This is a genomic window from Kitasatospora sp. NPDC004799, from assembly GCF_040609095.1.
Classification (GTDB): Bacteria; Actinomycetota; Actinomycetes; order Streptomycetales; family Streptomycetaceae; genus Kitasatospora.
This window is the reverse complement of record NZ_JBEXJK010000440.1, coordinates 1-6560: the sequence shown is the minus strand read 5'-3', so window position 1 is coordinate 6560 and position 6560 is coordinate 1. Positions and strand designations below refer to the sequence as shown.

The 6560-nt window shown below is 73.9% G+C and carries 6 protein-coding genes and 1 pseudogene; 3 read left to right on the top strand and 4 right to left on the bottom strand.

What is annotated here, in order from left to right:
• Positions 1-589, top strand: a 589-nt coding sequence (locus tag ABZW03_RS34815) for an LPXTG cell wall anchor domain-containing protein (protein ID WP_355267574.1), incomplete at its 5' end; no start/stop codon positions are given.
• 435 nt (positions 590-1024) lie between these two features.
• Positions 1025-1324 (top strand): annotated as a pseudogene (locus ABZW03_RS34810) (aminoglycoside phosphotransferase family protein); the annotation flags it as partial.
• Positions 1325-1424: 100 nt separating this feature from the next.
• On the opposite strand, the gene ABZW03_RS34805 reads toward ABZW03_RS34810, so the two are convergent.
• From ABZW03_RS34805 to ABZW03_RS34790, 4 genes are all read right to left on the bottom strand, one after another.
• On the bottom strand, positions 1425-2045 hold the full coding sequence (locus ABZW03_RS34805; RefSeq protein ID WP_355267571.1) for a hypothetical protein: 621 nt from the start codon (positions 2043-2045) through the stop codon (positions 1425-1427).
• Positions 2046-2047: 2 nt separating this feature from the next.
• A complete protein-coding gene (locus ABZW03_RS34800) occupies positions 2048-3805 on the bottom strand; it encodes an acyltransferase (RefSeq protein ID WP_355267568.1) in 1758 nt (585 codons plus the stop codon).
• Between the two features lie 162 nt (positions 3806-3967).
• Complete coding sequence (locus ABZW03_RS34795; RefSeq protein ID WP_355267565.1) at positions 3968-4984, bottom strand: helix-turn-helix domain-containing protein; 1017 nt, start codon at positions 4982-4984, stop codon at positions 3968-3970.
• Positions 4981-5991 carry a helix-turn-helix domain-containing protein gene (locus tag ABZW03_RS34790; RefSeq protein ID WP_355267562.1) on the bottom strand — a complete coding sequence of 337 codons (1011 nt, stop codon included), beginning with the start codon at positions 5989-5991 and terminating at the stop codon, positions 4981-4983. The genes ABZW03_RS34795 and ABZW03_RS34790 overlap by 4 nt, the downstream gene beginning before the upstream one ends.
• A 201-nt stretch (positions 5992-6192) precedes the next feature.
• Between ABZW03_RS34790 and ABZW03_RS34785 the strand changes: the two genes are divergently transcribed.
• Positions 6193-6507, top strand: a complete 315-nt coding sequence (locus ABZW03_RS34785) for an ATP-binding protein (protein ID WP_355267559.1) — start codon at positions 6193-6195, stop codon at positions 6505-6507.
• Positions 6508-6560 lie beyond the last annotated feature (53 nt).

The following is a 6560-nucleotide window of genomic DNA, read 5'->3' as shown; positions in this document are numbered from 1 at the left end:
GGCCTTCGTCCCGCTGCAGACCCGCCTCGCGGCGAGCGACAAGCTCAACGAGTACATCCACATGGGCACCGGCGGTGGAGGCGGCGGCGGGGCCCACGGCGGCGGAGCCGGCGGCTCCTCCACGGGCAGCACGCTCGACGCCGGCGGGGGCGGCGGAGGCTCCAGCCTCGGTCCCGCCGGTGCGGCCTTCACCACCGCAGCGCGCAGCGGCGACGGCGAGGTCCGCATCGAGGAGCACGTCTGCGCCAGTCCTTCCCCCTCGCCGACCGCCACCACCAGCCCGTCACCCTCGCCGTCCCCGACCGCCACCACCAGCCCGTCACCGAGCCCGTCACCGACCGCCACCACCACAACCGCCACGTCCTCGCCCAGCCCCACCCACACCGCGAGCCACGGCGGCACCGGCGCCCCCTCCCCCACCTGGGGGCCCAGCCACCACCCCGTACCCTCCCCGCGGCCCGGCGGCGGAGGCGGCCAACTCGCCGAGACCGGAAGCCGGACGCCGGTGCTCCTGCTCGCCGGGGCGCTCTCGCTGGGGGCCGGAGCCTTCTTGCTCCGCCGCGCCCGCCGCAGAGGCCGCCGCGCCTGACGCCCGTACCGGTACCCGGGTCAGCCGCCGGCGCGCCCGGTGGTTGACCCGCCCGCCTGCCCGGCTCGACCCGGCCTGCGGTGGCGGCTGCCTGGCCGGCGCGCCGGACAACGGACTTCGAGGGGCCGGGGGCGCCGGTTGCGCCGTACGCGCCGAGCGGGACCGAAACCCTCGTGCCTCGCGCGCCGCTGCTGCCGAACGCCGAGCAGAACGGGCGGCAGCTCACGGCCGGCACCCACTGCCGTTCCCGGTCTGACGCCTCGACGAAGTCGAGGACGAACCCGTCCGCAGGCCCGGGGTGACGGCCCGGCGCGGTACGACGGCGAGCGGGCCCTGACGGCGGCCCGGCGCGTGTCACGAGGCGAGTATGCGGGCCAGCCGGGCCGCCTCCGTCCGGACGCGGCGGGGTGCGGTCGGAGCCGTGAGGGCGTCGAGGCCGCGCAGCGCGAGCCGTGGATCGCCGTCGATCCCGAGCCGCTCGCCGGCGCCCCGGGATTCGATGTGTGGCCCGCCCTGGACAGCAGGTGGGACGAGGTCGTGGCGAGGGGCGACACCCCGCGCATCGTGCGGCGCCGCTTCGACCTGCTCACCGATGTCCTCGGCCTGGACCGCGCACGCGCGACCGGCTGGACGCTGGGACGGCTGCTGCAGAACTCGCTCTGGGACATCGACGACGGCGGGACCCGGCTCGCTCCGTCCTCCGTCGCGATCGCGGACTCGCTGCTCAACCGGTGACCTCCGGCCGACGGAGGGCCGGTGACGACGGGCCTGCCGTGGTGACGACGACCGGGCTTCGGCTCGGGCGCGGAGGCGGGCGCCGTGTCGGCGGCGTGCGTCAGGCGCCGAGGCCGATGTGGGAGACGTAGGTGTAGGCGCCCCAGTCGGAGTCGAGGTCGGCGATGATGTCGTCCCAGATGCCTTCGAGGGTGTCGGCGTCGCCGGCGGCGAGGGCGTCGACGGCGTCGTCCCAGACGTAGCGGACCTGCACGGTGCGGATGCGCAGGTTGTCACGGCGCCGGGGCTCGTCCACCACCTGCTGGTTGATGGGGTGGATCTCGACCTTGGTGCCGCGGCCGTCGCGGTTGAGGTGGGCTTTGAGGATGGCGGGGTTGTTCAGGACGTTGCGGGCGCGCAGCGTCCAGTAGGCGGTGTCGACGGCCTCCTGGTTGGCGGGGCGGGGGTGGCGGGTGCCCTTGGTCCAGGCGCGCAGGGTGGCCGGGGTGGCGGTGACGCCGGCGTCGGCCAGGGCCTCGCGGCCGCCCTTGTGGCTCATCAGGTAGCGCATGCGGGCGGTCAGGCCCCGGCGGGTGGACGGCGGGGACTTGATGCCGCCTTCGATGATCATGCGCTCGACGGCGTCCTCCAGGGCCCGGCCGAGCGCGATCTTCCCGTGGATGTTTCCGGGGTCGCGGTCGGCGCCGTAGCGGCCGAAGTTCTTCCATCCGTCGGTCGACATCTTTAGGCGCTCCGGGTGCGGGTGCGGGGCAGGGTGTACCGGTCCTTGAGTTTCAGCTGCGTCGTCAGGCGGCCCTCCTCGAAAATGCCGCCGTTGGCCTTTCGCCATTCTCCGCCGGTGATGTGGAGTTCGTCGGTGCCGCGCAGGGCGACGATCGTCAGCCCGGCCTTGTGGGCGCGGTGGGACTTGTACCAGAGGTTCGCGAAGGCCTGGGAGCGGATGATGTGCATCCAGTCGGGGCGGCGGAGGTCGCGGTTGAAGGCGGATTCGCCGATGGTGGACGCGAATTTCGCGTAGATGGCCTTGACGTACTTCTCGGTGACCAGGTCGTCGTCGCGGATGGCGTTCTCACGGGCGATGGTGAGGACGCGGCGGAACTTCTCCAGCAGCCCCTCGGAGGAGCCGGAGGTCCAGGCCTCGGTGATGTGCGGGGCCTCGGCCAGGCCGAGTTTGTGGCAGCGGATCAGCAGCCGCACGGTGGCCTCGTCCAGCAGCAGCGGGCCGCTCTCGTGGCGGTTGCCGATCGGGTCCGGCAGCCGCGGGTGCTCCCAGACCGGGCGGGCCGGGAGCAGGTAGACGCCGGCGCGCTTCGGGTCCCAGCCGCCGTCGGGGCGGTGCTGGAGCGCGCCGATCGGCAGGTGGGTCTTGAGCGCGGAGCAGTAGGCGGCGTTGGTGTCCAGGACGTCCACCGTCACCGGGTCGGCACCGGCCTTCAACCGCGCCGTCAGCGGGGCGTTCTCCCACTTGTGGCGTCCCTCCCAGATGTCGTCCGCACCGTTCCGGGACTTCTTCGAGAGGAACTCCAGGCGCTCCGGATAGACCGTGTGCTCGTATACCGCGTTGGCGCGGGTCTTGTCGAAGAGGTCCATTCCGTTCGGAATCGCCTTCTTCTCCAGCGCCACGACCGCCGCGTCGACGTCGCCGTCGTGCTCCTCCAGGGCCTCGTCGACCGCCGACGTGATCATGTCGAGGTAGAAGCCGAGCTCGCGGCCCGTACCGGCGTACTCACGGGCACGCGCGGACGGACCCGAGCCGGCGCCCGTACGGGGCGCCGCGGACGGAGCCGTACGGGGCGCCGCGGACGGAGCCGTACGGGGCGCCGCGGACGACGCGGCCGCGGGGCCGGACACGGGCACGGGCACGGGGCTGGGGCCGGCGGCCCCGGGCGCGGGGGTGCACCAGCCGCCCAGGTGCAACGGCCGGCCGCCGATCCGGAACGGGACCGGACGGCCGCACTGCACGCACGGCTCCGGCGGGTGGAGGGCGGGCTCGCCGTCCGGCCCCCGGTCGGCGTACGCGGCGCTGGGCGCGGCATCCTGGGCGGGCGGGGCGGTGGGCGTCAGCACCGCGGGCTGCTCGGTCTCGGCGGGCTGGGCGACGGCGGGCTGGTGCGCAGCGGCCTCGCCGGCCGGGACACCGGCGACCGAAGCGACCGACGCGGCGGGTGCCGCGGTCGGATCGGGTGCGGCGGCGGACGTCGGCGGCACCGGGGCCGGGGCGGGTGCGGCGGTGCCGGGGGGCCAGGTGAGGCACTGGGCGGCGTGGGTGGGGCCGGAGAGCAGGTCCAGCGGGCCCATCCCCCAGTGGCCGGCCAACGCGTCGACCTCGTCCAGGGACCACGGCTGCGCACCGGACTGACGGCGGGACACCTTGTCCTGCGTCAGCCCGAGCGCGGCGGCGAGCTCACGCTGGCTCTCGCCGGTGCGCTGCCGGATCGCGGCGACGGTGAGCCGCAGCGCTTCCAACGTACTGAGCGTCATGCAAGGGACCTTATCAATCGCCTATGGATTTTTTCCATCTTGAAGTGATGCGGTCACTTGCTTGGGTGACTGGAACCAGGACGCTCTGAGTGGTGACGGGGCCGTTCCTCCGGCCGGGTCCGCAGTCGCCCGTGCCGGCCGTCGGCGCGTCACGCTGCTACGTCACGTGGACGAACAGCCGTTCCGGCGCGTGGGGTGGGCGCCGGTCTGCCAGTCGCGCGGCGTCATGCCGTAGGCCGCGCGGAAGGCGCGGGTGAAGTGGCTGGAGTTGGCGAAGCCCCAGCGCCGGGCGATCCCCGCCACCCCGAGCTCCCCCGCCATCGGGCGGAGCAGGTCCCGCTGGCAGCGCTCCAACCGCTGGGCCCGGACCCACCCGCCGACCGTGGTGCCCTCCTGCTGGAACAGCTTGTGGAGGAAGCGGACGGACATGAAGTTCGCCGCCGCGATCGTGGACGGCGACAGGTCCGGATCGCGGAGGTTGCGCAGGATGTGCTCCTTGACCCGCTCGAAGGAGGCCGCCGAACGTGAGCCCTGCGGCCGGGCGCGCCCGGCCCCGTCGTCGACGAACAGCGCCAGCAGGTCGAGGGCGGTGGCCGCGGCCCGGCGCCCGACGGCCTCGTCCAGCTCCGCCGCCTGGTGCGCCATCCTCGACAGGTAGTCCGTCAGCAGCGCGGCGCTGCCCCCGGCGCCGCTGAACGCCGTGGCGGTGAGTGCCCGCAGGTCCTTCTCGGGCACGTCCAGTTCGGCGCGGGCGAAGTGGAAGGAGGTGAAGGCGAACTCCTCCGCCATCCTCTTCCGGAAGACCCGGGAGGTGTCGGTGAGGGAGAACCCGCCGGGCCGGATGAGCGTCTGCCTGCCGTCCTGCTCCTTGAGGGCGGTGCCCCGTTCCTGGAGGCTGAGGACGAGCGTCGGCGAGTCGCCGTCGGCCAGGTGCCTGCAGCGGGTCACCACCTGGGGCCCGGCCTGGACCCTGGAGATCCGCAGGAAGCCCAGCCGGTAGCCGACGATCTCCCCGGGCGAGGGCACCTCCTCCAGGAAGTCCACGGTCATCGGCACGAAGGTGTGGGACACGGCGTCCTGCCAGCTCTCCGCCCGGTCGGCGGCGGACAGCGACGCGGTGGAGACAGATGCGGTGGAGACGGATGCGGGCACCGGGTTCCCCTCGGGTCGGTCGGTCATCGGGACACCCGGCCCCGGGTGTCCCGCGGCTCGGACGGCTCGGTGCCGCCGCGGGTGTCGCGCCACCGGCTCGGTGAGATGCCGTACGAGGCGCGGAAGAGCCGGCTGAAGTGGGCCGGATCGGTGAAGCCCCACCGCTGGGCCACGCCGGCGACCGTGCTGTCGCCGCCGTCCTCGCGGGAGAGGTCCTCGGCGCTCGCCTGGAGCCGGCGGCGCTGGATCAGGCGGCTGACGGTGGTCCCCTCCCCTTCGAAGAGCTTGTGGAGGGAGCGCACGGAGATGCGGTGCGCGGCCGCGATCGTCTGCGGTCCGAGCTCCGGGTCCTTGAGGTGCCGGTCCACGTAGGCGCGGATCTCCCAGAGCCGGGTGTGGCGGGAGTCCTCCGCGGCCGGCGCGTCACGGGCGGCCTGCTCGGTGACGAGGGTGGCCACCAGGTCGGCGAAGTTGCACGCCAGTCGGCCGGCGACGAGCGGCGGGCAGTCCTCGGCCGTCTCGGCCAGGGCCAGCAGGGAGTGCTTGACCAGGGCGGCCACCGGGCCGCCGGCGTCGGCCGCGGTGGCCGTCACCCGTTCCAGCTGCTCGTCGCGCACGCCGAAGGACCGGCGGGGAATCAGGCACACCCTGACGTCCACTCCGTCCGGGTAGTCGACCACGTGGGGGGTCTCCGTGTACCAGAGGGACACCGCTCCCGCGGGGACCTCCGCCGTCCGGCCGTCCTGTTGCACCACGGCACCGGTGGCCCCCATGACGGCGACCACGACGAACCCCTCGGCCTGCCTGGTGCCACGGGCGATCTCCCGCAGGCCGCGGGTGAAGCGGCGAGGGCCGGCGTGGGTCGTGATGAAGAGCAGGTGCCCCAGCTGCCGGGTCGTCATCCGGCCCGGGTCGGACGCAGGCTCGTACGAGGCGACCGTCACGGGCACGGCGGCGATGGAGACGGCCCGGCTCCAGCGGTGACCGGTGCCCCCGTCCTCCGGGGCCCCGGCCGGGTCGGTCACGGATGTCATGGGTCTCCTCTCCCTCCGGTCGGCACGGCATCCAGCATGGGACACGGGATGACTTACGTCGGCGGCTGAATGACTGCGAAGCGACTGCGGCCGGTGTGTCGCCGGACACATGACTCTCAGCGCACCCCGGCCGTGCAATGCGTGCACCTACACTGCAACGGTCCAGGTCAGAGCACTGGCGTAGGCGCAGAGGAAGATCGGATGTCAGGCACCACACTGTTCGGCCGGGACGAGGAGCTGGCGGCCGTCGACGCACTGGTCGACGCCCTGCCCGAGCGCGGCGACGCGCTGCTGGTCCACGGGGCCCCCGGGATCGGCAGGTCCGCCCTCCTGGACCACGCCGCCGCCCGGGCGCGCGCCCGCGGATTCACCGTCCTCAGGGCCTCGGGCGTCCGGGCCGAGAGCGACCTGCCGTTCGCGGGGCTGCACCAGCTGACCCACAGCGTGACGGACCTCGTCGCGCGCCTGCCCGCCCCTCAGAGAGTGTTGGGTAATCGGGTGACTACTGGTGCTTGAGGTCGTCGGCGAGGCGGCGGGCTGCTTCGGTCTCGATGGGGCCGCGTGGTTCG